Genomic DNA, 24,332 nt, shown 5'->3' on the forward strand with positions numbered 1-24,332 from the left:
TGATTGCACTTGATTAAATATTTCATCTTTTCCTTATTATACAAACTAGGAGTTTACTATGGCGAACGTTAATGAAATCACACGTGAAAGTTGGATTCTTTCTACCTTCCCGGAATGGGGTACTTGGCTAAACGAAGAAATTGAAGAAGAAGTGGTACCGGAAGATAACTTCGCAATGTGGTGGCTAGGTTGCGTAGGCGTGTGGATTAAAACACCTGCAGGTGCAAACATTTGTATGGACTTATGGTGTAGTCGTGGTAAGTCTACTAAAAAAGTAAAAGATATGGTGCGTGGTCACCAAATGGCAAATATGGCGGGTGTACGTAAATTACAACCGAACCTACGTGCGCAACCGATGGTATTAGACCCGTTTGCAATTAACGAAGTAGATTTCATTCTTGCGTCTCACTATCACAGCGACCATATTGATGTAAACGTTGCAGCCGCTATCGTAAACAATCCTAAGTTAAATCACGTGAAATTTGTTGGCCCATGGCACTGCGGTGAATTATGGAAAAAATGGGGTGTGCCGGAAGATCGTATCATTGTGGTAAAACCGGGTGACATTGTAAAAATTAAAGACGTAGAAATTCACGCATTAGATTCATTCGACCGTACTTGTTTAGTAACTTTACCGGTAGAAGGCGCAGAAGAACGTGGCGGCGAATTAAAAGGTTTATGTCCGTCTGACGAAGAAATGGGTCGTAAAGCAGTGAACTATGTATTCAAAACTCCGGGCGGTAACATTTATCACGGTGCAGACTCACACTATTCAATCCAATTTGCAAAACACGGTAAAGAATTCGATATTGATGTAGCGTTAAATAACTATGGTGAAAACCCAGTGGGTATTGCAGATAAAATGACTTCTATCGACTTACTCCGTATGGCGGAATGTTTACGTGCAAAAGTGATTATTCCGGTACACCACGACATTTGGACAAACTTTATGGCAAGTACGCAAGAAATCATTGATTTATGGCGTATGCGTAAAGATCGCTTACAATATAAATTCCATCCGTTTATTTGGGAAGTTGGTGGTAAATATGTTTATCCGCGCGATAAAGACTTAATTGAGTACCACCACCCACGTGGCTTTGATGATTGCTTCGAGCAAGAACCAAATATTCAATTTAAATCTATGCTTTAATTGAAGTTAAGCCACTCTTAATTCGAATTAGGAGTGGCTTCTTTAGTAATTGTTCATGATTTAAAACGTGATAAGAATGAAAAGGGAAATAGTCATGAATGAAAGTTTTAGACATAAAAAATTATTAGCCATGTTAGAAGCAAGACAAATGCTTTCTACCTTGGAAATTATGAATCTTTTAAATATTTCGCCGGCAACCGCCAGACGAGATATTAATAAATTAAGCGAACAGAAAAAATTACGCAAGGTGCGTAACGGTGCGGAAGCAATCGGCACACAGCATTCGTTAGAAAAAGATAAACCAATTAATAATTTTGAAGAAAAGCGCCGCATTGCCGAAGCGGCAAGCAAGTTATGTCGAGAAGGCGATAGCGTACTTCTCACCTGCGGCTCGACTATGCAATTACTTGGACAAGCGTTATGCGGTCAAAAATTGCAAATTATTACCAATTTTCTACCGCTTGCGAATTATCTGATTGAGCATCAACACGAAGATATCGTGATCATGGGCGGACAATACAATAAAAACAAAAAAATTACCCTATCGCTCAATCAACAAAATGAATTTACTTATGCGGCAAATATTATGTTTACCAGCGGTAAAGGCTTTACTCAAGAAGGTTTATTTAAAACCGATATGATTATTGCTAATTCCGAAGCGCAAATGTCATCGAAGGCGAATAAATACGTGGTATTGCTGGATAGCACCAAGCTCGGCACAGAAATCGGTATGTTATTCAAAGACATTCGCCACATTGATTTGCTGATCACCGGCAAAGAAGCTGATCCAAAAATTATCCAAACAATTAGAGATAAAGGGTTGGAAGTTATTCTGGCATAGCAACATTTAATTATATTCATAAAAACAAGCGGTTAAATTTACCTGATTTTTTACCAAAAGCATCATTCAAACCAGGGGATGAATATGAGAAAACATAAACTCGGTATCTATGAAAAAGCATTGCCAAAACATATTTCTTGGCAAGACAGGCTTTCTATTGCTAAAGCATGCGGTTTTGATTTTGTGGAAATGTCTGTTGATGAAACGGATGAACGCTTGGCCCGCTTAGATTGGACAAAAGAACAACGTATAGAATTAGTGAAAGCGCTCATCAATACCGGTGTAACAATTCCATCAATGTGTTTGTCCGGTCATCGCCGCTTCCCGTTCGGTTCTCGTGATGAAGCCACTCGTCAAAAAGCCTATGAAATCATGGAAAAGGCAATCCAACTTGCAGTGGATTTAGGTATTCGCACCATTCAATTAGCCGGCTACGATGTGTATTACGAAGAACAAGACGAAGGCACAATCGAACGTTTCCAACAAGGCTTAGAATGGGCGACCGAACTAGCGGCAAGTAACCAAGTTACTCTCGCAGTCGAGATTATGGATACTAAGTTTATGAGTTCGATTAAACGTTGGAAAAAATGGGACGAAATTATCAAATCACCATGGTTTACCGTCTATCCGGATATCGGCAACGTTTCGGCTTGGAATGATGATATTGAAGCGGAATTTGCCTTAGGCATCGATAAAATCTCGGCGATTCATTTAAAAGACACGTATAAAGTGACCGAAACGTGTAAAGGACAATTCCGTGATGTGCCGTTCGGTGACGGCTGTGTTGACTTTAAAGGTTTCTTTGAAATTCTCGCCAAATTAAATTATCGCGGTGCGTTCTTGATTGAAATGTGGACGGAAAAAGCGGAAGAGCCAATTGCAGAAATTATTAATGCTCGCCGTTGGATTGAACAAAAAATGAAAGAGGGTGGTTTCCAATGTTAACAGAATTATCTCCAAAATTATTGGCAATGCGTGATCGTGTATTTAAAGCGAATCTGGAATTACCAAAATACAAATTAGTGACTTTCACTTGGGGTAACGTGAGTGAAATTGATCGTGAAACCGGTTATGTTGCAATTAAACCTTCCGGTGTGGAATATGAAACAATGAAGCCAGAAGATATCGTATTTGTCGATTTGCAAGGTAACAAAGTATTCGGCGATAAAAAACCTTCGTCTGATACCGCGACCCATTTAGAGTTTTATCGCCAATTCCCGAATATCGGTGGCGTAGTACATACCCATTCACGCCATGCAACCGCATGGGCGCAAGCCGGTGAAGATATTCTTGCCTTAGGCACAACACAAGGTGATTACTTCTATGGTTCGGTGCCTTGTACACGCCGTATGACACCGGAAGAAATTGCCGGCGAGTACGAATTAGAAACCGGTAAAGTGGTGGTAGAAACCTTCCGTAAACGTGGTATTAATCCGGATATGGTACCGGGCGTATTAGTCCACTCACACGGGCCTTTCACTTGGGGTAAAGATGCGCATGATGCGGTACATAATTCGGTAGTGTTAGAAGAAGTGGCGTATATGAACTTCGTTAGCCACCAAATCCGTCCGAATATCGGTTCAATGCAACAAGAATTGCTTGATAAACATTACCTCCGCAAACACGGTGCGAATGCGTATTACGGTCAATAAGCTTTGTTGAAATTGTGTGTGTTTAAGCGGTCAAATTTGCAGAATTTTTTGCAAATTTGACCGCTTTTTGATCGGCTATTTCTGAATTAAATAGCGTAAAATTGGCCCATTTTGTTCCACGCTTAATAAACTATAACCGTGATTTTTAACATCTACGGGAATATTATTAATCGATTGAGCGCAATCACTTAACACTTCCAATACTTCACCTGATTTTAACGTCGGCATCGTTTCCAATGTTGCAATTGCCGGATACGGACAAGGTTCACCGAGCATATCTAAAGTGTAATCCGGTGTAATTTCCGAAGGGTGTTTATCTTGTTGTTGAATTACTGTAAAAGCCATAATATTTTCCTTATTTCTCAATCACGGCAAGCATTATGCCGTTGTATCACCTTGAATTGCAGCAAGGCGAGCTTTTGCCTTACGCAGAAAGCGTTTTTCCCACCAAACTACAAACACTAAACAAGCAATCATTAAGCCATAATTGAGTAATAAACCCGAGATAGGCCCGAATGATTTCAATAAATTGATTTTTTCATAATCTAATGCCAATACCGGTGCGAGACTATCCCACCAATATGCCAGCAAGGTTGAGCCGGCCACATTACCGACACCTACCCACATAAAATGGACCTGCCCTTCCATCGCTCGATACATCCAACCGGTTTCACAGCCGCCGGCAAGCACAATACCGAAACCGAACAACAAACCACCGATGACTGCATTTGGCCCCGCCCACATAATTTTCGGATTTGCTCCCAACTGAATATAGCTAAACACACAGATAGTACTCACCAACATCCCATAGATAATCGCCTTACCCATATAAGCACGGCCGGTTGCCCATAAGTCACGAAAGGCGGAAGTAAAACAAATTTGCGCCCGCTCAATTAGCAAACCGAATCCCAATCCGAATAACATTGCAAAACCTAATTTAATTGAACTTTGCATCACATAAAAAGAAGCAATCAACCAAATGGCAAAGATCAACATACCGAATCTAAAACGGTGTTTAGCTTGCTGAGGATCCGCGTGCTCTACTTTGCCCGCGCCTTTTTTGAGTTTCAACGGCGGACGAAATATCGGCAGTAAGGTAAATTTTACCCCTGCATAAGAGCCGATAGCGGTGGTTAATGTGAAAAACCAGGCATGTAATGAAAACTGAGGAATACCGGTAAACAACGAAGCCAAATTACAGCCCATGGCTAAACGTGCTCCAAAACCGGCTAATGCGCCGCCGATCAAGGCTTGTACAATACGAATCCGATTTTGCGGCATCCGAATCTTGATATTATTTGCCCAGAGCGCTGCGGCAATACAGCCGGCAAACATCCCCAGAATCATCAACCCGTCAATACGGCTGAAAATCGTACCGTCTAAACCAATAATTTTGTAATAGCCCCAGTCTGAGACATTTACCCCCATAGACTCTAGAATCTCTCCACCCCAACGAGTGAATTCTCCTGTCACGGCCCAATATGTGCCAGTCAGCCCAAAATAATAGGCAGAAAGGATACCCGCAGCAATAACCGCCGCAGTCGGATTCCAAAATCTAATCAGGTAATCTTGTTTGAATTGTTGCCATATTTCTAACATAAAATTTCCTAAATAGAATATGAAGAAAGGCAAGCAGGTATAACGATGAATAAATAGAATTGCGCCTAAAAGCGATGATTGAATTTGCTCATTTCCTATACACAAAACTTGCGATATAAATAAATGATGTCAAAAGACGTATAAATTCTAATCTTTTTAATTCCGTTGTCAATTTAGGCGTAAAAAAGCCCCGAGCTTATTTTGCTCGGGGCTTGGTTTTCATATAACAAGCGGTCAAATTCCGCCATTTTTTTGCAAATTATAGGATATCTAATAATTCCACTTCGAAAATTAAGGTTGCAAACGGAGGAATTGATGCACCTGCGCCACGCTCACCGTATGCTAACTCTTGTGGAATAGTTAAACGCCATTTTGAACCAACTGTCATTAATTGTAACGCTTCAGTCCAACCTTTAATTACGCCGCCAACCGGGAATTCTGCCGGAGTACCACGTTTTACAGAACTGTCGAACACCGTACCATCAATTAAAGAACCGGTATAATGTACACGCACTGTGCTGTCAGCCGTTGGTTTTGCACCAGTGCCTTCAGTTAATACTTCATACTGTAAACCAGACTCAGTAACTACAACGCCTTTTGCTTTCTTGTTTTCTTCTAAGAATGCTTTGTTGTCCGCTTCAATGGCTTTAAATGCTTCCGCTTGCGCCGCTTCTGCACGAGCGCCTAACTCTTGTAACGCTTTAGTCACTTCGTTAAGGTCAATTGCCGGTGGGTTTTGATTTAATACATCGTTGATACCACGTGCAACCGCTTCGGCATCTACTTCCATACCGCTACCTAATAATTGTTGACCGATTTGTAAACCAATACCGTAGCCACCTTTTGCTTCTGTGCTTTCTAAAGCAACTGCGTTGAAATCTAATGCCATTTGTTGTTTCCTTTTTTGTTAAAAAATATAAAGACGTTCAATGTTATGGGGGTAATTTTTGAAAATACAAGCCTGATAACAAAGAAAGCGGTCAAATTTGGCAAATTTTTTGCTAAATCCGACCGCTTGATTCGTATTGAGTTTAAATTAGAAAGTTAAATACGGTGCAACTTTTTGAATGGTTGCTTCACCGATACCAGAAATGTTTGATAATTCCGCTACATTTTTGATTTTGCCAACCTTATTACGGTAATCAATAATCGCTTGCGCTTTCGCTTCACCAATGCCACTTAATGTTTGTAGTGTTTTCGCATCCGCTGTATTCACATTTACTTTTGCCGATGCGGGCACTTTTGCGGCTGCCGATTTTGTTGCGGCCACTTTTTCAGCAGCACTTGCTTTCACTGCCGTTGTTTTCTCTGCTGCTTGCGCTTTAACCGCTTTCACTTTTTCTTTAGCGTTTGTTTTCACGTCATCTAATGCATTCGCTTTGCTCGCTTTAGACGTTTTTAACGCTTCTTTAGCGTTGGTTACTTTATCCGTCGCAGATGCTTTTACTTTCGCTAAGTTTTCTTTTGTCGCAGTCACTTTATCAGTTACTTGCGTTTTAGCGGTTGCTAATGTTTCTTTTGCTGTCGGCGCTTTGTTTGCTACCGAACTTTTTACTTGTGTAACTTGATTAGTTACCGCACTTTTAGCATTGTCTTTTACTGAAGTTAATGGGTTTGCCGTCTCTGCGAATGAAGTCGTAGAAACTGCCATTGCTACGCCTAAAGCTAGAAGAGTTTTTAATGATTTCATAATTTGCTTCCTATAAAAGTTACGGATATACAAAAGGGGAAAGTCGAGAGGTCTGCTCAACTTAAACTGAATTCTAAGACTGAATGCAAAAATATTAGTTCAAGTTTATTAGCCGACCGAATGAATATTGTACAGCATTTTGCCTAAAATTTTGTTCTAATAATAACCTTTTCGCCTATCATTAAGATAAGCGATTAAATGAGTGTGACAGGATAAAAATAATGAATATAAATAACGAATTATCACAAGCGATTTTAGCTACCGTGCAACAAGAAGTTGTACCGGCATTAGGTTGTACTGAACCGGTTTCTTTGGCTTTGGCATCTGCGGTAGCACGTCAATATTTAGGCGCATTACCGGATAGAATCGAAGCTAAGGTTTCGCCGAATTTAATGAAGAACGGAATGGGTGTAACCGTCCCAGGAACAGGTACGGTCGGCTTAACGATGGCGGCGGCAATTGGTGCAATTGGTGGCGATCCGAACGGTGGTTTAGAAGTCTTAAAACATATTACTACCGAGCAAGTAGAACTTGCTAAACAGATGATTAACGAGCAGAAAATTGAAGTCAGTATTTCTGACACTGAACATATTCTCTATTCCGAAGCGGCTTTGTTTAAAGCCGATCAGCAGGTAAAAGTACGTATCGCAGCTCACCATACCAATGTGATTTATATTGAGAAAAACGGCGACTTGCTGTTTTCCAAACCCTGCGTAGTGGAAAGCGAAAATGCAGAGAATGTCTTTGCAAATCTGACCGCAAAAGATATTTATGATTTTTCCTTAAATATTGCACTAGAAAAGATTCGCTTTATTCAACAGGCGGCGATTTTAAATAGCGCGCTTTCACAGGAAGGACTGAATCAAGATTACGGCTTACATATCGGACGTACCTTGCAAAAACAAATCGGCAAAGGGTTAATTAGCGATGATTTGCTCAATCGTATCGTGATTGAAACCACCGCCGCCAGCGATGCACGAATGGGCGGAGCAAATTTACCGGCGATGAGTAATTCCGGTTCGGGTAACCAAGGGATTACTGCGACAATGCCGGTTGTCGTTGTCGCTCGCCATTTAGCCGCTAGCGAAGAACAGCTCACTCGAGCCTTGTTCCTTTCGCATTTAATGGCGATTTACATCCATAGTAAATTACCAAAACTTTCTGCGTTATGTGCCGTAACCACGGCAGCAATGGGCAGCTGCGCCGGTGTAGCATGGTTATTAACCGGTAAATTTGAAGCGATCAGTATGGCGATCAGCAGTATGATCGGCGATATCAGCGGCATTATTTGTGACGGTGCAGCAAATAGCTGTGCGATGAAGGTTTCAACGAGTGTGAGTTCCAGTTATAAATCAATTTTAATGGCGTTGGATGATACCCAAGTGACTGGCAACGAAGGGATTGTTGAACATCAAATCGACCGTTCTATCAACAACCTTTGTGCGATCGCTTCTCGTAGTATGCAGTACACCGATCGTCAAGTGATCGAAATAATGGTGAGTAAACCTAAAACGCTCTAAACATCTTCTCATAAAATCATAGCGCTAATCTTATTACATTAGCGCTATGCTCTTAACGTCGAATCGCACAATCAAAATTACAAATTATATACAGTTCTATATTAACTTTTGACAATTATTGAAAAAAGCGATTCATAATTGAGCAATTGTAAGTTTTGAAATATAATCTATAGACTCTTTTTTTGATCGATACAGGGTTCTCAAAACGGATGCTTAGAATTATCAATAAAATTGTCTCATCTTCACTTTCAATAGCGTTTTTAGGAGCGCTTAGTTGGTCAGCCGCTTATTCCTATGGATGGGCACAAGCTTATTTCTACGGATTTTCGTGGTGGTATGTTGATGTTGGTGCCGGCAATGTCGCTCGTAGCTTAGGTTATGTGCTCTATGTCACTTTAGTTCTTTGTTCCACCTATTTAATCGGATTGTTCTTATTAGTAAAAGCCAAACCGTATCTCAGTCATTCTTGTATCAAAATGGTACGTGCAGGTATTTTATGTGCGGTAACCTTCTTACCCATTTTAATCGTTAGTACCTTAATTACCGGTAAAATCTATCAACTGGCAGTGATATCTTATTTCTGTACTGTCTTCATTTCTACGTTTTTATTCAGCAACCCGATTAACCGTCATATCGGTAACATTAATATTCATACGGCAATTAACTTTTTCCAAAGCCACAAAAACTATGTGATGATTTTTACCTACGCATACTTCGTGTTATTTGCTTTTCTGGTCGGTTACTTACGCCCTCACTTTAAAACACGTTTTAATATGCTCGAGGTAGATCATAAGATGTACTATGTACTAGCTAAATATAACAAGACCTTTATATTGTCTAAAGAACTAAAAATTGATAACGATGATTTTTATCTCTATGAATTAGTGCCGAACCAATTAGGACACGTTCAAATGGTTTGTATTAATCACCCGTTTTAAACGATAAATAAAAAAGCGGTTAGATTCTGCAAAAATTTTGCAAAATTTAACCGCTTGTTCAATAAATTACATTAGTTTTTCATTGATTGAACCGGTGCCGGAATTCGTCCGCCACGATTTACAAACACTTCGCACGAACCTTCTTTAACCGGCATAATCGGCGCATAGCCGAGTAAGCCACCAAATTCCACGCTTTCGCCAACGTCTTTGCCAGTTACCGGAATAATACGAACTGCTGTGGTTTTGCTGTTGATCATACCGATAGCCGCTTCATCGGCAATGATGCCGGAAATAGTGTGTGCCGGTGTTTTACCCGGTACGGCTATCATATCTAAACCGACCGAACAAACTGCCGTCATCGCTTCTAGTTTATCTAAGGTTAAAATACCGCTCTCTGCGGCTGCGATCATACCTTCGTCTTCCGAAACCGGAATAAATGCACCACTTAAACCGCCGACCGAGCTAGATGCCATCATACCGCCTTTTTTCACTGCATCATTTAACAATGCTAACGCTGCTGTCGTGCCGTGTGTACCGCATACACTTAAGCCCATTGCTTCTAAAATACGAGCAACGGAATCACCGATTGCCGGTGTTGGTGCGAGCGATAAGTCTAAGATACCAAACGGAATATTCAGCATTTTTGACGCTTCTTGACCGATTAATTCACCGACACGGGTGATTTTAAACGCGGTTTTCTTCACTACTTCAGCCACTTCGGTTAGTGTTGTCGCATTTGAATTTTCTAACGCTTCTTTCACCACACCCGGGCCGGAAACGCCCACGTTAATAATCGCATCCGCTTCACCTGAACCGTGGAATGCGCCCGCCATAAACGGATTATCTTCCACCGCATTACAGAACACCACGATTTTGGCACAACCAAAACCTTCTGGGGTAATGTCAGCAGTACGTTTAATCATTTCGCCGGCGAGTTTTACCGCATCCATATTAATTCCGGCACGGGTTGAGCCGATATTAATAGAGCTACATACGATATCGGTAGTTTTCATTGCTTCCGGAATCGAGCGAATTAAAACTTCATCGGAAGGTGACATGCCTTTTTGCACTAACGCAGAAAATCCGCCAATAAAAGAGACACCGATCGCTTTTGCTGCTCGGTCGAGTGTTTGTGCAATAGAAACATAAGAATCCGCTTTAGTTGCTGCTGCAATTTGTGCGATAGGGGTGACAGAAATACGTTGATTAACGATAGGTACGCCATATTTGGCAGAAAGGATTTTGGCAGTTTCGACTAAGTCTTTGCCGATGGTGGTAATTTTTTGATAAATATTTTGGTTTAATTGGTCGATATCAGCACTGATACAATCGTGTAAATCGATACCGATGGTAATGGTTCGCACGTCAAAATTTTGGTCGGCGACCATTTTTATCGTTTCAATAATTTCGCTGGATTGAATACTCATTTCGCCACTCCCTTAAATACGGTGCATTGCTTTGAAAATTTCTTCGTTTTGAATACGAATATCTAACGCAAGTTTTTTACTTTCTTGTGTGAAAAATTCGGCTAATTGTGGGAATGATTTTTCACATTTTGTTGTATCCACCAAAATCACCATGGTGAAAAAGTCATCCATTAATTGTTGGCTGATATTCACGATATTAATTTGATTTTCCGCTAAGATTTTCGATACATCGTACACGATACCTACACGGTCTTTTCCAATAACAGTAATCACTGAATTGCTCATTGTTGCTTCCTCGAGTTTGCATATTATTAAATAGGAAGAATGAGTATAGCGCTGTTTCAATTTTTTGACTAGATAAATTGCGCAAACGTTTGCGCAATTAAAATAAAAAACCACGGCAGAAATTCCGTGGTTAATGTTTAAACTAAATCGAATAATAAAAATTCAACATCGTTATCCGTCTCAATCGTCAATAATTGCTCAGCACGGATCCCTAACGCATCACTGGTTTCAACTTTTGTACCGTTTACGCTTAATTGACCTCTCACTACTTGTAACCAATATGAACGGTTGCTATCCAATTCAATTTGCGCACTTTGGTTTGCAGAATACTGATAACGCCAAAGTTTCATATCTTGATAAATCTTAAATGAACCTTGTTCGGCAGTCGGCGATAAAATTAACGTACCACCTTCACGATCGGCAAATTTATCTTGGCTGTAACGAGGCGTTACGTCTTTTTGATTCGGGATAATCCAGATTTGATAAAGATGTAGCGTATCTTCTAAGTCCGGATTCATTTCCGAATGGAAAATCCCCGTACCTGCCGACATAATTTGAAATTCGCCCGCTTTAACCTCGGTTTGATTCCCCATACTATCCTTGTGAGCGACACGCCCGTTAAGTACATAAGTGAGGATTTCCATATTATCGTGTGGGTGCATACCGAAGCCACGTGCCGGTGCAATAAAATCTTCATTAATCACACGTAAATGTGAAAAATGGATATGCTTCGGATCATAATAATTGGCAAAAGAAAAAGTATGATAACTTTCTAACCAATCAAATGAACCGTCGCCTCGCTCGTTTGCTTTTCTAACTTGTAACATTTTAAATTCCTTATACATTTGCTATTTTTTGCGGAAATTAGACCGCTTATGAACGGCGAGCATTTTAATGTTATTTTTAACGGTAAATAAATATATAATTTATTGAATAACTATTTACTATTAGTTAATAATATTCTTATTGCAAATGAATTTCAGAATCATTAATAGGATATATCTATTATGTAATGCATTTTGATTAGTTTTAACTATTAAAACCAATCACACTTATCAGTGATAACAATTAGACAGCAACATAACTTTCACTCATAATTCACCCAGTTAAATGATGAAAAAGAAAACAATAGGAGTATAAATTATGACAAATAAAACGATTACTTTCCCAGTATTAAAATTAAACACTCAAACACAAGAATTAAGTGCAGATATCAATAAAAATGCCTCTCATACCGTTCCCGGTTTAACCGTTTCTACCGGTCACTTAATCGCTGATGCGCTACAAATGCGTTTACAAGGTTTAAATGAATTATCCATGATCTTAAAACACGCACACTGGAATGTTGTTGGACCAAATTTTATTTCGGTACACGAAATGTTAGACAGCCAAGTGGATGAAGTACGTGATTTTGTTGATGAAATTGCGGAGCGTATGGCAGCATTAGGCGTTGCACCGAATGGTTTATCGGGTAATTTAGTTGCAACACGTCAAACGCCTGAATATCCGCTAGGCCGTGCCACAGCACAAGATCATTTAAAAATGGTTGATTTATATTACTCACACAATATCGAAGCGCATCGTGTGGTACTTGAGCATAACGGTCATTTAGATCCGATTAGCGAAGATTTATTAGTCGCACAAACTCGAGCATTGGAAAAATTACAATGGTTTATCCGTGCGCACTTAGATAACGGCAGCGGTAATATCTAATTAAAAATTGAACAAATCCCTCTAAGTAAGCGGCTAGTTGTTGCAATATGCAAACAATTAGCCGCTTTTTTATGACCTACCTCTCATTCTGAAATCAAGCCAATTTACATCTCCAATTTTTTAGAGTATGGTATTTCTTAGTATTTTAGTAAGGTATTAATATACTGACTAAAATCAATATCAACACAACTTAACTAAAATGGAGCTTCAATATGGCTGAACAAATCGTGCCTTCAAATGATGCAATTCTAAAAGCAGTACAAGATACTCTCGTGATTTCAACCACCGATTTACAAGGTGTGATTACCTATGCGAACGATTTATTTTGCAAACTTACCGGTTTTTCACGTGAGGAATTAATCGGTCAACCGCATAACATCGTACGCCATCCGGCAGTCGCAAAAGAAGTTTATAAAGAGATGTGGGATACCATTCAAGCAGGGAAAATCTGGACAGGTATCGTGCCGAACTGCGGAAAAGGCGGCGTTGTTTATGTGGTAGATACGACAGTTCAACCGATGTTTGATGAAGCGGGTAATATTACCGGCTATATTAGCGTGCGTCGCGTGATTAACGACTTAATGGATAATTTCGAAGCCGTTGAATTATCAAAAGAAATTTACGACGAATTCTACGATAAATAATTTGCTAAAGCGTACGCAATCTCTTCTGCGTACGCTTTTTAGTTCAGGAGAAGATTTAATGCAATCTATTTCTCATGTCCATATTGCTTACGGTTCAGAATCAGGTAATGCAGAACAACTCGCTCAGCAGCTTGCACAACAACCCTTTCTACAACCATATCAGCCAACTATCGCAACGCTAAACGAGACAGAACTCACTCACTTAGATCCACAAAGCCTGTTATTAATCATTACTAGTTCGTTTGGTGACGGTGAACCGCCAGAGAATGCGGAAGATTTCATTGAAAATTTCCTTGCAAATTCGACCGCTTATCAAGGACGTTACGCCATTTTTGGTTTGGGTGATGTCAGTTATGATAAGTTTTGCGGTTATAGTCGCAAGCTCGATCAATTCTTTCAAACGCAACAATTACCTGCATTGATTGAACGAGTGGATGCCGACCTAAACTATCAGGAAATTTTTAAACTCTGGCTCCCGTTACTCGAGCAAGCGCTGAATAAACCGGAAGCTGCGCCACTAACACATAAACTCTCCGTGAAAGTGTATGATGAAAACCAAACCTATGCGGCACAAGTGTTAGAGATTCAGCGATTAGCGCAGTCCGAGCCGGCGGTTTATCACCTACGCTTATCGCTTGAAAATAGCGGCATTTTTTACCAAGCCGGCGATTTAATTTATGTGCAAGTTCAACAGCAGGATGATTTACTCAATATGTTCGTCCAATGGTTTGGCGATGACAATGCGGCACAGCAATTACGCCATAAAGAGTTGCGCCTATTAACTAAAAACGCATTAAGAGAGCTGGCAAAAATTTGTTCGAATCATGCGTTAAAAGAGTTACTTAAAATTGCCAATAAAAAAGCGCTTGAACAATATCTTTACGGGCATGATTTACTCGATGTATTGCGTGATTTTGACCCGCAAAAAATCATCTCGCTTGCTGATCTGCAAGCTATTTTGCCGAATCTTACCGCTCGCGCCTACTCCATTAGCTCTTGCGGTAAAACGCATCCGGAATATGTCGACTTATGTATTCGCCAAGTACAATACCAGCTTGCTGACCGCCAATATTACGGTACGGCAAGCTGTCATTTGGCACAATTACAAGCGGGTGATTTTGTACAAATCTTTGCAAAAGCAAATCCTCACTTCCATTTGCCGGAAAATGATAAACCGATTGTGATGATTGGCTCCGGCACCGGCATTGCGCCTTATATCGGCTTCTTACAAAATCTTGCAGCACAAACATCCGCTCGTCAAACGTATCTGTTCTTCGGCGAACGGTATGCAGCGAAAGATTTTCTATACCAAACCGAATTGGAAAACTATCTGAAAGCCGGCACACTGACCCAGCTTTTCACCGCATTTTCTCGTGATCAAGCGGAAAAATTCTATGTACAAGATGCATTGGCACAACAAGCCGCATTAATTTGGCAATTAATTGAGCAAGGCGCTTATTTCTACGTATGCGGCAGCAAAACGATGAGTAAAGCGATTGATGAAACGTTATTGAATGTTGCGGCACAGGTTGGAAATCAGCCGAATATCGATGCGTTTAATAATATTGTTGCACAGCTTGTGGCGGATAAACGTTTGTTCCGAGACGTGTACTAGCCGGTAAAATAAACAAGCGGTCAAATTTGCAAAAAATCTTACAAATTGAACCGCTTGTTATATTTACCCATAGACGCAAAGTATCCGCTACGGAATATCATGCCCTTGCGAGGCCACATAAACGTTGATCCATTCCTCTTCACTAAGAGTAATATCCAATGCCCTTACTGCATTTTCAACTCGAGCAATCTGTCCGGAACCAATAATCGGCATAATCTTCGCCGGATGTGCTAAAAGCCAAGCGTAGCTCAAAACGTCCAATCGTTGTTCACCATATTTTTCACCAATTGTTCTCAATGCTTTTGCCACTTGTAGGCTTCGTTGGTCTTGATTAAAAATTTTACCACCTGCAAGTGGTGACCAAGCCATTGGACGAATCCGTTTTTCCAATAAGAAATCTAGCGAGCCGTCATCAAACGGTGCTAACTGCAAGGGGGAAATTTCAATTTGATTGGTTACTAACGGTAGGGAAAGATAAGATTGCAACATTGAGAACTTAGCCGGCGTGTAATTCGATACGCCAAAATGGCGCACTTTTCCGGCTTGATGTAAATCTTCAAACGCACGGGCAATTTGTTCCGGATCGGCACAAGGCGAGAGGCGGTGAATCAATAAAACATCCAGATAATCACTATTGAGTTGTTGCAAAGAACGTTCTGCCGACCAAACGATATGTTCATAACTGTTATCGTAGTGGTGTGTTTTGATAGCCGGTAACGTTTGGTTCGGGTATAAAATTCCGCACTTTGTAATTAACGTCAGTTTCTCACGCAAAGACTTATCCAGCGCCAATGCTTTGCCAAATTGTCCTTCGGATGTAAAACCGCCGTAACACGCAGCGTGGTCTAACGTATCAATCCCGAGTTCTAACCCCTGCTGCACAAAGCGTAACAGCTCCTGCGGTGTTTTCTGCCATTCATTTAATCGCCAAAATCCTTGAATCAAGCGGCTAAATCTCAGTGTCGGTGTGAGTTGAATATATTGCATAGCGGCTCCTATCACTCTTGTTTAAATAACAGTCAGTGTACGCCCGCGCATTTATTTATTCTATGCTTTTGATATATCCATTTAGATAAAAAAATACCTTTAGCGTATTACAAACCGCTAAAGGTATTTATATGTAAGAGCCATTGGTTCTCTAAGCATTACAGCAATAATGCCGAACCCCATTTAATAATATCGAAGAAGAATTTGTTATCATTCGTTGCAACACCGTCGCCGCTTTTCGCATCGGTTTTTACTTCTTCAACCATTCCGCTCTTATACTGACCTTTGACTACAGCCAAGTCATCTTTGGCTTGAGCACGTAGAATTTGGCACTGTTTATTGCTCATCTTTTCGATATCAGCCGGCGAATTTTTAAATTTCTTAAATTGATATTGTGCATAGCCCATAGACTTCTCATCGCCTTGCACGATCTTCACGTATTGTTCGCCAATTACTTCTTCCAACGGATAGAAGAACACATACTGTGAATGAATGTAAGCATCTTCTTTAGAAAAATGCGCTTGCTGAATACGTGTCAGATTCGGATAAATACACTGAGAAGCTTGTTCGCTTAATGCTACCCAACGTTGTGCGTCCTTATCCGATAACACATAATCGGCATTCGCAAATTCACCCGGAAATGCTTCTTGTTGTACCGATTTACCTGAGAATGAACAGCCTACGGTCAACACTGTCATTCCGACTAACATAATTTTTTTTAACATGGCTAACCTTGAATTAAATCTAAATAAAGGTGGCTGATTGTAGCATTTATCAATAAATGCGCAAACAAGCGGTCAAATTTACCTATTTTTTTGCACATTTAACACAAAGCCCTCTACAAAGAGAGGGCTTTATCTATATGGCACTATTATTTAACTAATTCGCCTTTCGCCTGTAAATCTGCATGATATGAAGAACGAACAAACGGACCGCAAGCAGCGTGTTCGAAGCCCATTTTTTCCGCTTCACTACGGAACATATCAAACTCTTCCGGCGGTACATAACGTTCTACTTTTAAGTGATGACGACTCGGTTGCAAATATTGACCGATAGTCAACATCGTTACGCCATGATCACGTAAATCCTGCATTACTTCTAAAATTTCTTCGTTGGTTTCACCAAGACCTACCATTAAACCTGATTTAGTCGGAATACCCGGGAATTCTTGTTTGAAGATTTTAAGTAACTCAAGCGACCATTTATAGTCTGCACCCGGACGCACTTCACGGTATAAACGTGGCACGTTCTCAAGGTTATGGTTAAACACATCCGGCGGATTTTGCTTTAAAATTGCAACCGCTTGTTCTACACGGCCACGGAAGTCCGGTACTAAAATTTCCACTTTACATTCCGGATTTAATGCTTTGATTTCACGTACAGTGGCAGCAAAATGCGCCGCACCGCGATCAGCTAAGTCATCACGGTCAACCGAAGTAATTACCACATATTTTAGCTTCATATCTTGTACGGTTTCCGCCACTTTACGCGGTTCTTCCGGATCTAACGGTAACGGTTTACCGTGTGCAACGTCACAGAACGGACAACGACGAGTACAAATTGCGCCCATAATCATAAAAGTTGCCGTACCGTGGTTAAAACATTCGTGCAAGTTCGGGCAAGACGCTTCTTCACACACAGAATGTAAGCCGTGGCGGCGCATACCGTGCTTGATACTATCAATTTTTGCCGAAGCCGCCGGTAATTTAATTTTCATCCAACTTGGTTTTGGTAATAACTCTTGGTCAGGGTCAATATTACGCACTTGGATTACAGAAGTTTTGGCTGCGTCGCGATATTTAACGCCACGCTCCATTTTAAATGCTTCCATTTTTGTAGGCTTAGTGCCTGTAGCAGTTGTCATTAAGTTCTATCCTTTTCTATGCAATTTTAAAGGGCGGAGATAAACCCCGCCCCTACACAGATCTTACAATTCTGATAATCTTTTTATTAACGGGCAAATGCCTTACGAACATTATTTGTTAACAATTTGTTGATCATTATACCCTAAAATGTTGCAAAAGTGAGCTACTAATTTAGGGGCAACTAAATCACATTGCGCTTCTGCTTCCACAATATAATCTTTCAATTGCGCCATTTCCAATCCGGCATAGCCGCACGGATTAATATTTCTAAACGGCGTTAAATCCATATTCACATTAAATGCCAAGCCATGAAACGAGCGACCTTGGCGAATACGTAACCCTAACGAACAAATTTTCTTACCGTCAATATACACGCCCGGTGCATCCGGTTTTGGATAACCTTCAATCCCATAATCCGCTAATGTTTTAACCACACATTGCTCCAAAGCGGTCACCAAATCTCGCACCGAAACCTCTTTACCTTGCGCTTTTAAACGTTTGATATCAATCAGCACATACATAATCTGCTGCCCTTCGCCGTGGTAAGTAATTTGTCCGCCACGGTCGGTTTGCACCACAGGAATATTGGTCGGATTAAGTAAATGTTCCGGTTTACCGGCAGAACCTTGGGTAAATACTGCCGGATGCTGGACGAGCCAGATTTCATCTGCAGTATTTTCATCGCGAGAATCGGTGAAATCTTGCATTTTGTGCCAGATTTCTTCATACGGTTGCACGCCAAGTTGGCGAATGATGAGTTGATTCATTAGATTATCTCCGTCCGGAAAAAGGGTTCTTATAAAACCATTCTCACGCCGGCAATTTTAGCAAGCTCAGTATAAAGCGTTTCAACTTGATCAATATGTTCGGCAATAATATCAATTGAAACCGAGTTATAAGTCCCTTTTGAGCTACGTTGCTGACGTGGGTTGTAATCGCCTTTTGCGTGAATTTGCGTTACCGCCACTACGTCATCCACTAAATCTTCACGATGTGTACCCACCACTTTAAATGTAAATGAACATGGGAATTCTAATAAATCTTTTAATTTTGCTTGGGGTAAATCTTGTAGGTTTACTGTTCTTGATTGTGTCATATTTATATCCTTCTCTCTTTTGCTATTAAGACCAAGCGGTATGATTTTGCAAATTTTTTGCGAAATCACACCGCTTGTTAATTTGTCGCCTGAATATGGGGGCGATTTTGAATATTACAAGCTAACAAAAATTAGTCGAATAAACTCTTAACCGTTAATACAACCCAGTCCCATGCTTTGCCGAAAATACCCGCTTCTGGCACATCTTGTAGCACTTGTAAATCACTGCTTGCAACATCTTTGCCATCTAATTGATAAATAACTTTACCGATTACCTGCCCTTTCGCTAATGGCGCTTCAAGGTTTTTACGCTCAAGTTCATAACGAGCTTTTAACTCCGAAGCCTTACCTTTTGGCACGGTCACAAAACTGTCTTGAACTGAACCAAGCTGGACTTTATCCGCTTCACCATAATAAACACTTTGTTCGGAAACCGCTTGACCAGCCGGCAGAGATTTAATTGTCTCAAAGTTTGCGAAGCCCCATTGTAACAATTTTTTGCTTTCGACTTCACGACCCTTATAAGTTTCTACACCCATTACCACCGAAATCAAACGCGTATTGCTGTTGGTCGCTGAAGCGACTAAGTTATAGCCCGCTTGGCTAGTATGACCGGTTTTCATACCGTCCACATTCATCGTTTTGTCCCACAATAAACCGTTACGGTTTGGCTGTGGTTTTTTAATGTTGTATTTAAATTCTTTTTCTGCGTAAATCTTATATTCTTCCGGCTGATCACGAATAATATGCGCACCGATAATTGCCATATCACGTGCTGAAGAATATTGGTTTGGCTCATCTAAGCCGTGTACAGTTGTAAAGTGGGTATTTTTAAGACCAAACTGCTGTGCAAATTTATTCATTTGGTCGATAAAGGCTTGCTGTGAACCTGACGTATGTTCCGCTAATGCCACCGCTGCATCATTACCCGATACGATAATCAAACCACGCATTAAATCCGCAACCGATACTTGCGTATTTAAATCTAAAAACATTAATGATGAGCCTGGGAATTTTTGTGCCCAAGAATTCTCAGTCACCGTCACCATATCGCTGTTTTTCACTTTACCTTGTTTAAGCGCGTCACCTACCACATAACTTGTCATCATTTTAGTTAACGATGCCGGATATTGGCGCTGATCAGGATTTAAACTTGCTAAAACATTGCCCGAGTTATAATCCATTAAGATATAACTTTGCGCATTTAATTGCGGTGCCGAAATACCGAAATCCACATTTGCGTCAGCAACGGCAAATTGGGAGAAAGCTAAAGCACAAAGGCCTACTGATTTAAATAATGTTTTTTTCATATAAAAGCATCCAATCCTTCAGGAAATGACAGGTTATATAACGTAAGCAAGGGTTTGTTGATTGCTCAACAAACCCTAATGCAAGAAAAGCTAAACGATTAACCATCTTCTCTTACTGCTTGAGTATTTTTCTTGTTTTTATTTAGCACTGCTAATTTGACGTGAGCCGTTCCGCTATTGTGCATTCCTAATTGGCGCGCTGCCGCTTTAGATAAATCCACTACGCGAGCGTGTGCATAAGGCCCCCGATCATTTACTCGTACCACAACTGAACGTCCGTTACGCATATTGGTCACTTCCACTAAAGTGCCAAACGGCAACGTTTTGTGTGCTGCGGTCATCGCTGAATTGCTAAACCTTTCGCCGTTTGCGGTACGGCGGCCGTTAAATTTATCTGCATAGTAGCTTGCGATGCCAGACTGATAATGGCTACGTGCAGTATTTTTATGTAATTCTTTAAGCGATCTGCTTTTAACTAGTGCGATTTTATTCGCTCTCGCTTTTGCCACTAAAGCGGCGTGTTTTACTGATTTTTGTGCAGTTTTAGCAATTAAATACTTCTTTACTGCGCTAGGTTTTGCGTGTTTGGTTGCTGCAACAGAATTCAATGATCCGAATGTTAAGAATCCAGCTAACAACAGGGTTACCATTTTACTTAATCGCATAAGTTTTCCTCATTTAGATATCGTACTGTGTAACGATGTGTTTTGCCCACAAAACAGGATTATCTTGTGGTGGCTGTTTATCTTTCTTTTGATAGATAACTGCTCTTGTATGTGCTTTTTGATACCGCAAAAAAGCAAAGGTTCAGACTTTATAAATCAGTCTGTAAAGTCTGACTAAAGTTTGCTGTAAGGATTATTTGTGTACGCACGCTTACGATGAACATAAGCGGACATCATTAATCCGAACGCAGCCATTAGGGTTACATAGGAGGTTCCCCCATAGCTAAACAGCGGTAAGGGTACACCAACTACCGGTAAAATACCACTCACCATACCAATGTTTACAAAAACATAAACAAAGAATAGCAGTGATGTACCGCCTGAAATCAAGCGTCCGAAAGCGCCGTCCGACTTAGCGCCGATAACCAATCCTCTAGCAATAATAAATAAATAAATCGCTAATAAGATCAATATACCAATCATGCCGTGTTCTTCGCTCAACACGGCAAAAATAAAGTCCGTATGCGGTTCGGGTAAGAATTCCAACTGCGATTGAGTACCTTCCATCCAACCTTTACCGTTAATCCCGCCCGAACCGATCGCAATTTTCGACTGAATAATATGATAACCGGCACCAAGCGGGTCTTTTTCCGGGTCAATTAAAGTCATTACACGGGTTTTCTGATAATCGTGCATCAGAAAAAACCACATAATAGGAATGAATCCCGTCAAGAAGACCACGCCGGCACTAATTAATTTCCAACTTAATCCGGCTAAAAACAGCACGAAAATACCGGCGGCACATACTAAAATCGAAGTACCTAAGTCCGGCTGCGCCGCCACTAATAAGGTTGGCACGATAATTATGCCCAATGCAATAAAGGTATCTTTTAAACTTGGCGGTAAAGCACGTTTTGCCAAATAAGTCGCCACCATCAACGGTACGGAAAGCTTAGCGATTTCTGATGGTTGGAAACGTACAAAACCCAAATTCAGCCAACGTTGCGCCCCTTTACTGGTCTCGCCGACCAAATCCACCAAGATCAGCATCACAATACAGACTAAGTAGAGATAAGGCGAGACTCGCTCATAAAAACGAGGCGGAATCATTGCCATAAAAAACATGACTCCCAAACCAAGCGTCACTTGAATCACTCGGTTAGAGAACATCCGCTCACTTCCGCCACTGGCACTATATAACACTAACAGCCCGTAACCGGTGATGGATAACAGACCTAGCAATAGCCATAAGTCGAGAGAAAAAATTTTCCAGAAAAGTTTTTTAAAGCCACTATTCATTGTGAGTATTTCCTTGCTCGCTTATAAGCGGTTGAATTTGCTCAATATTTTGCGAAGGTTGTTCCGACGTTCCGATCGGTTCTTTTAGCGTTTTGCTTAATGCAAAATCCATCACTTGGCGCGCCACCGGTGCGGCATTTGAACCGCCACCGCCCGCATTTTCTAAAATAATCGCCACCGAAACTTTCGGATCTTCATATGGTGCATAACTAATAAACCACGCATGGTCGTGTAGTTCTTTTTTCAACGCATTCTTATTGTATTTACCACCGTTTAAGTTAAATACCTGCGCCGTACCGCTTTTACCTGCGGCACGATAAAACGAACCGCCGGCTTTGCGTCCGGTACCGTTTGCCGCATTCACTACATTGTACATTCCGAATTTTGCCACTTGCCAAAAACGCTCCGGCACGCCTTTAATATCTTCATATTTAAGCGGGTCTTTATACGGTTCGACTTTATCGCTGCTGATCACTTCCATCATTAAATGCGGCGTATTAACACGACCGTTATTAATTAATATCGCTTGTGCTTTTGCCACTTGTAACGGTGTTGCAATCCAGTAACCTTGACCGATCCCTACCGGAATGGTATCACCTTGTACCCAAGGCTTTTTATGACGGCGTTGTTTCCACTCACGATTCGGATACACACCGGCGGATTCTTCAAAAATATCAATCCCCGTTTTCTGCCCAAAACCGAATTTACGCATCCATTCCGACATTTTTTCAATACCGGTATCATACGCAAGTTGATAGAAGAACGTATCGGAAGACTCGGCAATCGCTTTATTCACATTGGTTGAACCGTGACCGCCTTTCTTCCAATCTCGATAACGTTGTGTGGTACCGGGTAATACCCAAAATCCCGGATCGTAAATCGCCCCATAAGGCGTAATTTTGCCTTCCGCCAATCCCATCACCGCATAAAACGGTTTTACCGTAGAAGCCGGAGGATAAGTCCCTTGCGTGGCACGGCTATATAACGGACGGGCAGGATCTTCCAATAATCGTTTATAATCCGCCCCCGAGACGCCGCCGACAAATAAGTTATTGTCATAGCTCGGGTTGGTTACCATCGCCAATACACTGCTGTCACGAGGGTCAAGCACTACGACCGAGCCTTTTTGGTTGCCCAACAAATTCTGAATATATTGTTGTAACTCAACATCAATGGTTAAGCGAATACTACTGCCCGCCACACCCGGCTGATCACGCAATTTGCGAATCACTTTGCCTCGGTTATTGATTTCTACCTCTTCAAAACCGGTTTGTCCGTGTAATTGGTCTTCGTAATATTTTTCGATGCCCAATTTTCCAATATCGTGAGATCCGGCATAATTACCGAATTTACCCTCTTCCTCGAGCTTTTTCTTATCTTTTTCGTTGATTTTCGCCACATATCCAATAATATGAGTTAGCGTTTCTCCATAAGGATAATTACGTTTGTAGTACGCCTGTACGTCTAAACTTGGGAAACGATATTGGTTTACCGCAAAACGTGCCATTTGCTCTTCGTTTAAATTGCCCTTTAATAAAATCGGCGTATAACGAGAGGTACGTTTTTTCTCTTTACGGAATGCTTCCACATCTTCATCGGTTAGCCCAACCACATCACGCAATTCAACTAAGGTTTCTTCCAGGTTTTCCGTTTTCTCAGGAATGATATAAAGCCCGAAATAGGTAATATTTTCGGCTAATACTTTACCGTTGCGGTCATAAATCAAACCGCGGGTAGGCGGAACCGGGAGCAATTTGATACGGTTGCCGTTGGAACGAGTTTGGTAATCGTCATAATTCACAATCTGTAAATGATACAAATTGGTTAATAACACGCCCGTAAGCGCCAATACCCCAATAAATGCGACTAATGCACGACGAGCAAACAGATTGCTCTCCGCTTGCCCATCTCGCACTTTCTCACGAGGCTTTGGATTGGTTAATTTTCCGAGTTTACCAAACATTGTTTATCTCATTTTGTTCTAGAGCGAACGGAACAAGCGGTCAAAATTTTAGCATTTTTTACCATGTCCATTC

At 40.9% G+C, this 24,332-nt stretch carries 25 protein-coding genes; 9 read left to right on the forward strand and 16 right to left on the reverse strand.

The window, feature by feature from the left end; genetic code table 11:
* The first annotated feature begins 58 nt into the window (after positions 1-58).
* From ulaG to ASU1_RS09315, 4 genes are all read left to right on the forward strand, one after another.
* Positions 59-1,150 (forward strand): L-ascorbate 6-phosphate lactonase, encoded by a 1,092-nt coding sequence (ulaG, locus tag ASU1_RS09300; protein WP_015674123.1) that lies wholly within the window; start codon positions 59-61, stop codon positions 1,148-1,150.
* A 94-nt stretch (positions 1,151-1,244) separates the two neighbouring features.
* A complete protein-coding gene (ulaR, locus tag ASU1_RS09305; protein WP_015674124.1) occupies positions 1,245-1,991 on the forward strand; it encodes an HTH-type transcriptional regulator UlaR in 747 nt (248 codons plus the stop codon).
* Positions 1,992-2,075: 84 nt separating this feature from the next.
* On the forward strand, positions 2,076-2,936 hold the full coding sequence (locus ASU1_RS09310; RefSeq protein WP_015674125.1) for an L-ribulose-5-phosphate 3-epimerase: 861 nt from the start codon (positions 2,076-2,078) through the stop codon (positions 2,934-2,936).
* Entirely contained in the window at positions 2,930-3,643 is a 714-nt protein-coding gene (locus ASU1_RS09315) for an L-ribulose-5-phosphate 4-epimerase (protein ID WP_005609131.1), read from the forward strand. Before ASU1_RS09310 ends, ASU1_RS09315 begins: the two co-directional genes overlap by 7 nt.
* A 75-nt stretch (positions 3,644-3,718) precedes the next feature.
* Here the strand turns inward: ASU1_RS09315 and yedF are convergent, their stop codons facing one another.
* The 4 genes from yedF to ASU1_RS09335 form a co-directional block, all read right to left on the reverse strand.
* Positions 3,719-3,988 carry a sulfurtransferase-like selenium metabolism protein YedF gene (gene yedF, locus ASU1_RS09320; RefSeq protein ID WP_015674126.1) on the reverse strand — a complete coding sequence of 90 codons (270 nt, stop codon included), beginning with the start codon at positions 3,986-3,988 and terminating at the stop codon, positions 3,719-3,721.
* A 33-nt stretch (positions 3,989-4,021) separates the two neighbouring features.
* The gene (gene yedE, locus ASU1_RS09325) at positions 4,022-5,242 is read right to left on the reverse strand and encodes a selenium metabolism membrane protein YedE/FdhT (protein ID WP_015674127.1); all 1,221 of its coding nucleotides are present in this window, start codon (positions 5,240-5,242) and stop codon (positions 4,022-4,024) included.
* Positions 5,243-5,501: 259 nt separating this feature from the next.
* On the reverse strand, positions 5,502-6,131 hold the full coding sequence (locus ASU1_RS09330; RefSeq protein WP_015674128.1) for a BamJ family beta-barrel-assembly machinery protein: 630 nt from the start codon (positions 6,129-6,131) through the stop codon (positions 5,502-5,504).
* 147 nt (positions 6,132-6,278) lie between these two features.
* A complete protein-coding gene (locus tag ASU1_RS09335; RefSeq protein ID WP_015674129.1) occupies positions 6,279-6,932 on the reverse strand; it encodes a helix-hairpin-helix domain-containing protein in 654 nt (217 codons plus the stop codon).
* A 221-nt stretch (positions 6,933-7,153) separates the two neighbouring features.
* On the opposite strand from ASU1_RS09335, the gene ASU1_RS09340 reads away from it, so the two are divergent.
* The gene (locus ASU1_RS09340) at positions 7,154-8,452 is read left to right on the forward strand and encodes an L-cysteine desulfidase family protein (RefSeq protein WP_015674130.1); all 1,299 of its coding nucleotides are present in this window, start codon (positions 7,154-7,156) and stop codon (positions 8,450-8,452) included.
* A gap of 209 nt (positions 8,453-8,661) precedes the next feature.
* Positions 8,662-9,390 carry a hypothetical protein gene (locus ASU1_RS09345; protein WP_015674131.1) on the forward strand — a complete coding sequence of 243 codons (729 nt, stop codon included), beginning with the start codon at positions 8,662-8,664 and terminating at the stop codon, positions 9,388-9,390.
* Between the two features lie 71 nt (positions 9,391-9,461).
* Here the strand turns inward: ASU1_RS09345 and ASU1_RS09350 are convergent, their stop codons facing one another.
* From ASU1_RS09350 to ASU1_RS09360, 3 genes are all read right to left on the reverse strand, one after another.
* Complete coding sequence (locus ASU1_RS09350) at positions 9,462-10,817, reverse strand: PFL family protein (protein ID WP_015674132.1); 1,356 nt, start codon at positions 10,815-10,817, stop codon at positions 9,462-9,464.
* Between the two features lie 12 nt (positions 10,818-10,829).
* Positions 10,830-11,102 carry an ACT domain-containing protein gene (locus ASU1_RS09355; RefSeq protein ID WP_015674133.1) on the reverse strand — a complete coding sequence of 91 codons (273 nt, stop codon included), beginning with the start codon at positions 11,100-11,102 and terminating at the stop codon, positions 10,830-10,832.
* Between the two features lie 137 nt (positions 11,103-11,239).
* A complete protein-coding gene (locus ASU1_RS09360; protein WP_015674134.1) occupies positions 11,240-11,929 on the reverse strand; it encodes a pirin family protein in 690 nt (229 codons plus the stop codon).
* A gap of 316 nt (positions 11,930-12,245) precedes the next feature.
* Here ASU1_RS09360 and ASU1_RS09365 point away from each other — a divergent pair, with 316 nt between their 5' ends.
* The 3 genes from ASU1_RS09365 (at position 12,246) to ASU1_RS09375 (ending at position 15,074) form a co-directional block, all read left to right on the forward strand.
* Positions 12,246-12,815 carry a Dps family protein gene (locus ASU1_RS09365; RefSeq protein WP_015674135.1) on the forward strand — a complete coding sequence of 190 codons (570 nt, stop codon included), beginning with the start codon at positions 12,246-12,248 and terminating at the stop codon, positions 12,813-12,815.
* A 212-nt stretch (positions 12,816-13,027) separates the two neighbouring features.
* Positions 13,028-13,459 (forward strand): PAS domain-containing protein, encoded by a 432-nt coding sequence (locus ASU1_RS09370; RefSeq protein ID WP_015674136.1) that lies wholly within the window; start codon positions 13,028-13,030, stop codon positions 13,457-13,459.
* A 58-nt stretch (positions 13,460-13,517) separates the two neighbouring features.
* A complete protein-coding gene (locus tag ASU1_RS09375; protein ID WP_015674137.1) occupies positions 13,518-15,074 on the forward strand; it encodes a diflavin oxidoreductase in 1,557 nt (518 codons plus the stop codon).
* An 87-nt stretch (positions 15,075-15,161) separates the two neighbouring features.
* Here the strand turns inward: ASU1_RS09375 and ASU1_RS09380 are convergent, their stop codons facing one another.
* The 9 genes from ASU1_RS09380 to mrdA form a co-directional block, all read right to left on the reverse strand.
* A complete protein-coding gene (locus tag ASU1_RS09380) occupies positions 15,162-16,061 on the reverse strand; it encodes an aldo/keto reductase (RefSeq protein ID WP_015674138.1) in 900 nt (299 codons plus the stop codon).
* Positions 16,062-16,219: 158 nt separating this feature from the next.
* A complete protein-coding gene (locus ASU1_RS09385) occupies positions 16,220-16,786 on the reverse strand; it encodes a DUF5358 domain-containing protein (protein ID WP_039195486.1) in 567 nt (188 codons plus the stop codon).
* A 146-nt stretch (positions 16,787-16,932) separates the two neighbouring features.
* Positions 16,933-17,925, reverse strand: coding sequence for a lipoyl synthase (gene lipA, locus ASU1_RS09390; RefSeq protein WP_039195488.1), 993 nt, complete (start codon positions 17,923-17,925; stop codon positions 16,933-16,935).
* A 111-nt stretch (positions 17,926-18,036) separates the two neighbouring features.
* Positions 18,037-18,693 (reverse strand): lipoyl(octanoyl) transferase LipB, encoded by a 657-nt coding sequence (gene lipB / locus ASU1_RS09395; protein ID WP_015674141.1) that lies wholly within the window; start codon positions 18,691-18,693, stop codon positions 18,037-18,039.
* 29 nt (positions 18,694-18,722) lie between these two features.
* Positions 18,723-19,022, reverse strand: a complete 300-nt coding sequence (gene ybeD / locus ASU1_RS09400; protein WP_005621036.1) for a DUF493 family protein YbeD — start codon at positions 19,020-19,022, stop codon at positions 18,723-18,725.
* A 131-nt stretch (positions 19,023-19,153) separates the two neighbouring features.
* Positions 19,154-20,332 carry a D-alanyl-D-alanine carboxypeptidase family protein gene (locus ASU1_RS09405; protein ID WP_015674142.1) on the reverse strand — a complete coding sequence of 393 codons (1,179 nt, stop codon included), beginning with the start codon at positions 20,330-20,332 and terminating at the stop codon, positions 19,154-19,156.
* Positions 20,333-20,430: 98 nt separating this feature from the next.
* On the reverse strand, positions 20,431-20,997 hold the full coding sequence (locus ASU1_RS09410; RefSeq protein WP_015674143.1) for a septal ring lytic transglycosylase RlpA family protein: 567 nt from the start codon (positions 20,995-20,997) through the stop codon (positions 20,431-20,433).
* Positions 20,998-21,171: 174 nt separating this feature from the next.
* The gene (rodA, locus tag ASU1_RS09415; protein ID WP_015674144.1) at positions 21,172-22,296 is read right to left on the reverse strand and encodes a rod shape-determining protein RodA; all 1,125 of its coding nucleotides are present in this window, start codon (positions 22,294-22,296) and stop codon (positions 21,172-21,174) included.
* Entirely contained in the window at positions 22,289-24,259 is a 1,971-nt protein-coding gene (mrdA, locus tag ASU1_RS09420) for a penicillin-binding protein 2 (RefSeq protein WP_015674145.1), read from the reverse strand. Before mrdA ends, rodA begins: the two co-directional genes overlap by 8 nt.
* Between the last annotated feature and the right edge of the window lie 73 nt (positions 24,260-24,332).

It is taken from the genome of Actinobacillus suis ATCC 33415, assembly GCF_000739435.1.
Taxonomy (GTDB): Bacteria; Pseudomonadota; Gammaproteobacteria; order Enterobacterales; family Pasteurellaceae; genus Actinobacillus; species Actinobacillus suis.

Excerpts from the sequence above, each read along its gene's own strand:
- ASU1_RS09365 (WP_015674135.1), top strand. The coding sequence starts at position 12,246 with ATGACAAATAAAACGATTACTTTCCCAGTATTAAAATTAAACACTCAA.
- ASU1_RS09350 (WP_015674132.1), bottom strand. The coding sequence starts at position 10,817 with ATGAGTATTCAATCCAGCGAAATTATTGAAACGATAAAAATGGTCGCC.
- yedF (WP_015674126.1), bottom strand. The coding sequence starts at position 3,988 with ATGGCTTTTACAGTAATTCAACAACAAGATAAACACCCTTCGGAAATT.
- ASU1_RS09315 (WP_005609131.1), top strand. The coding sequence starts at position 2,930 with ATGTTAACAGAATTATCTCCAAAATTATTGGCAATGCGTGATCGTGTA.
- ASU1_RS09335 (WP_015674129.1), bottom strand. The coding sequence starts at position 6,932 with ATGAAATCATTAAAAACTCTTCTAGCTTTAGGCGTAGCAATGGCAGTT.
- ASU1_RS09385 (WP_039195486.1), bottom strand. The coding sequence starts at position 16,786 with ATGTTAAAAAAAATTATGTTAGTCGGAATGACAGTGTTGACCGTAGGC.
- mrdA (WP_015674145.1), bottom strand. The coding sequence starts at position 24,259 with ATGTTTGGTAAACTCGGAAAATTAACCAATCCAAAGCCTCGTGAGAAA.
- ASU1_RS09370 (WP_015674136.1), top strand. The coding sequence starts at position 13,028 with ATGGCTGAACAAATCGTGCCTTCAAATGATGCAATTCTAAAAGCAGTA.
- ASU1_RS09360 (WP_015674134.1), bottom strand. The coding sequence starts at position 11,929 with ATGTTACAAGTTAGAAAAGCAAACGAGCGAGGCGACGGTTCATTTGAT.
- ASU1_RS09375 (WP_015674137.1), top strand. The coding sequence starts at position 13,518 with ATGCAATCTATTTCTCATGTCCATATTGCTTACGGTTCAGAATCAGGT.
- ulaG (WP_015674123.1), top strand. The coding sequence starts at position 59 with ATGGCGAACGTTAATGAAATCACACGTGAAAGTTGGATTCTTTCTACC.
- rodA (WP_015674144.1), bottom strand. The coding sequence starts at position 22,296 with ATGAATAGTGGCTTTAAAAAACTTTTCTGGAAAATTTTTTCTCTCGAC.
- ASU1_RS09330 (WP_015674128.1), bottom strand. The coding sequence starts at position 6,131 with ATGGCATTAGATTTCAACGCAGTTGCTTTAGAAAGCACAGAAGCAAAA.
- ASU1_RS09405 (WP_015674142.1), bottom strand. The coding sequence starts at position 20,332 with ATGAAAAAAACATTATTTAAATCAGTAGGCCTTTGTGCTTTAGCTTTC.
- ASU1_RS09345 (WP_015674131.1), top strand. The coding sequence starts at position 8,662 with ATGCTTAGAATTATCAATAAAATTGTCTCATCTTCACTTTCAATAGCG.
- ASU1_RS09340 (WP_015674130.1), top strand. The coding sequence starts at position 7,154 with ATGAATATAAATAACGAATTATCACAAGCGATTTTAGCTACCGTGCAA.
- ASU1_RS09355 (WP_015674133.1), bottom strand. The coding sequence starts at position 11,102 with ATGAGCAATTCAGTGATTACTGTTATTGGAAAAGACCGTGTAGGTATC.
- ybeD (WP_005621036.1), bottom strand. The coding sequence starts at position 19,022 with ATGACACAATCAAGAACAGTAAACCTACAAGATTTACCCCAAGCAAAA.
- lipB (WP_015674141.1), bottom strand. The coding sequence starts at position 18,693 with ATGAATCAACTCATCATTCGCCAACTTGGCGTGCAACCGTATGAAGAA.
- yedE (WP_015674127.1), bottom strand. The coding sequence starts at position 5,242 with ATGTTAGAAATATGGCAACAATTCAAACAAGATTACCTGATTAGATTT.
- lipA (WP_039195488.1), bottom strand. The coding sequence starts at position 17,925 with ATGACAACTGCTACAGGCACTAAGCCTACAAAAATGGAAGCATTTAAA.
- ASU1_RS09410 (WP_015674143.1), bottom strand. The coding sequence starts at position 20,997 with ATGCGATTAAGTAAAATGGTAACCCTGTTGTTAGCTGGATTCTTAACA.
- ASU1_RS09310 (WP_015674125.1), top strand. The coding sequence starts at position 2,076 with ATGAGAAAACATAAACTCGGTATCTATGAAAAAGCATTGCCAAAACAT.
- ulaR (WP_015674124.1), top strand. The coding sequence starts at position 1,245 with ATGAATGAAAGTTTTAGACATAAAAAATTATTAGCCATGTTAGAAGCA.
- ASU1_RS09380 (WP_015674138.1), bottom strand. The coding sequence starts at position 16,061 with ATGCAATATATTCAACTCACACCGACACTGAGATTTAGCCGCTTGATT.